Origin of the sequence: Mycobacterium sp. (genome assembly GCF_035653355.1) — a bacterium.
Classification (GTDB): domain Bacteria; phylum Actinomycetota; class Actinomycetes; order Mycobacteriales; family Mycobacteriaceae; genus Mycobacterium.
On sequence record NZ_DASRBZ010000364.1, the window covers coordinates 1 to 2,302 of the forward strand.

The window sequence follows — 2,302 nt, forward strand, 5'->3', positions numbered from 1 at the left end:
TCGAGGACATCAAGAACTCTGCCGGCCAGATCATCACGTTCATCGACGAGCTGCACACCATCGTCGGGGCCGGTGCGACCGGCGAATCGGCGATGGACGCCGGCAACATGATCAAGCCGATGCTGGCCCGCGGCGAACTGCGCCTGGTCGGCGCCACCACGCTCGACGAATACCGCAAGTACATCGAGAAGGACGCCGCGCTGGAGCGGCGCTTCCAGCAGGTGTATGTAGGGGAGCCGTCCGTCGAGGACACGATCGGCATCCTGCGCGGTCTGAAAGACCGTTACGAGGTGCACCATGGTGTGCGGATCACCGACTCGGCGCTGGTGGCGGCGGCCACGCTGTCCGACCGCTACATCACCGCCCGGTTCCTACCGGACAAGGCCATCGACCTGGTCGACGAGGCCGCGTCGCGGCTACGGATGGAGATCGACTCGCGGCCCGTCGAGATCGACGAGGTCGAGCGGCTGGTACGCCGCCTCGAGATCGAAGAGATGGCGCTGGCTAAAGAGGAGGACGAAGCCTCCAAGGAGCGGCTGGAGAAGCTGCGCTCCGAGCTGGCCGACCAGAAAGAGAAGCTGGCAGAACTTACGACGCGTTGGCAGAACGAGAAGAACGCCATCGACACGGTGCGCGAACTCAAGGAGCAGCTGGAAACGCTGCGCGGCGAGTCCGAGCGCGCCGAGCGCGACGGCGACCTGGCCAAGGCCGCCGAGTTGCGCTACGGGCGCATCCCGGAGGTGGAGAAGAAGCTCGATGCCGCGCTGCCGCAAGCGCAGGCCCGCGAGGCCATGATGCTCAAGGAAGAGGTCGGCCCCGACGACATCGCCGAGGTGGTGTCGGCGTGGACCGGTATCCCGGCCGGACGGCTGCTGGAAGGCGAGACCGCCAAGCTGCTGCGGATGGAAGACGAGCTGGGCAAGCGGGTTGTCGGGCAGCGCAAGGCCGTGCAAGCGGTGTCCGACGCCGTGCGCCGCAGCCGGGCGGGAGTGGCCGACCCGAACCGGCCGACCGGGGCGTTCATGTTCCTCGGCCCGACCGGTGTCGGTAAGACCGAGCTGGCCAAGGCGCTGGCCGAGTTCCTGTTCGACGACGAGCGCGCGATGGTTCGCATCGACATGAGCGAGTACGGCGAGCGGCACTCCGTGGCGCGGCTGATCGGGGCGCCGCCCGGCTACGTCGGCTACGAGTCCGGCGGTCAGCTGACCGAGGCGGTGCTCCGGCGCCCCTACACGGTGGTGCTGTTCGACGAGATCGAGAAGGCGCACCAGGACGTGTTCGACGTGCTGCTGCAGGTTCTCGACGAGGGCCGGCTCACCGATGGGCAGGGCCGCACGGTCGACTTCCGCAATACGATCCTGATCCTCACGTCCAACCTGGGGTCGGGCGGCACGCATGAGCAGGTGATGGCCGCGGTGCGGGCGACGTTCAAGCCGGAGTTCATCAACCGGCTCGACGACGTGCTGATCTTCGACGGGCTCAACCCCGAAGAGCTCGTGCAGATCGTCGACATCCAGTTGGCTCAGCTGCAGAAGCGGTTGGCGCAGCGGCGGTTGCAGCTGGAGGTGTCGCTGCAGGCCAAGCGCTGGCTCGCGCAGCGCGGCTTCGACCCGGTCTACGGTGCGCGCCCGCTGCGGCGGCTGGTGCAGCAAGCCATCGGCGACCAGCTGGCCAAGATGCTGCTCGCCGGCCAGGTGCACGACGGCGACACCGTGCCGGTCAACGTCAGCCCCGACGGCGAGTCGTTGATCCTCGGCTGATTGTGGCGACCCGCTGCGCCCGGCTGCGCCGCGCTGGCGATCGCCACGGGCTGATTGTGGCGACCCGCTGCGCCCGGCTGCGCCGCGCTGGCGATCGCCACGGGCTGATCCTCTAGCAGTGTTCGCCGGGCCCTGCCCGGTCACACGCAAAAGCTCCCATTTCGCAACGAAATTGGGAGCTTTTGCGTCTGCTCGTGAGGGGATTGTACGCGCGGACTAGCAAACCTTAATTTGGTTGTGACCTGCTCACATTCCCGGTTCTGGGCTAACAGCAGATACGCTAGCCGGGATGGTCCCGCTGTGGTTCACCCTGTCCGCGCTGTGCTTTGTCGGCGCGGCAGTGCTGCTGTACGTCGACATCGATCGGCGTCGAGGGCGCAGCAGGCGGCGTAAGTCATGGGCCCGCTCACACGGCTTCGACTACGAACCGGAGAACAGCGACCTGCCCCAGCGCTGGAAGCGCGGGGTGATGTCGACGGTGGGTCAGATCCCGGCCCGCAACGTCGTGCTTGGACAGATCCGCGGTGAGGCGGTGTACATCT

1 protein-coding gene and 1 pseudogene are annotated in these 2,302 nt (G+C 67.2%); both read left to right on the forward strand.

The annotated features are described in order from the left end of the window. A partial coding sequence (locus tag VFA16_RS12675) for an ATP-dependent Clp protease ATP-binding subunit (protein WP_324968147.1) occupies positions 1-1,760 on the forward strand: 1,760 nt, incomplete at its 5' end. Between the two features lie 289 nt (positions 1,761-2,049). After that, positions 2,050-2,302: pseudogene (locus tag VFA16_RS12680) on the forward strand (hypothetical protein); the annotation flags it as partial.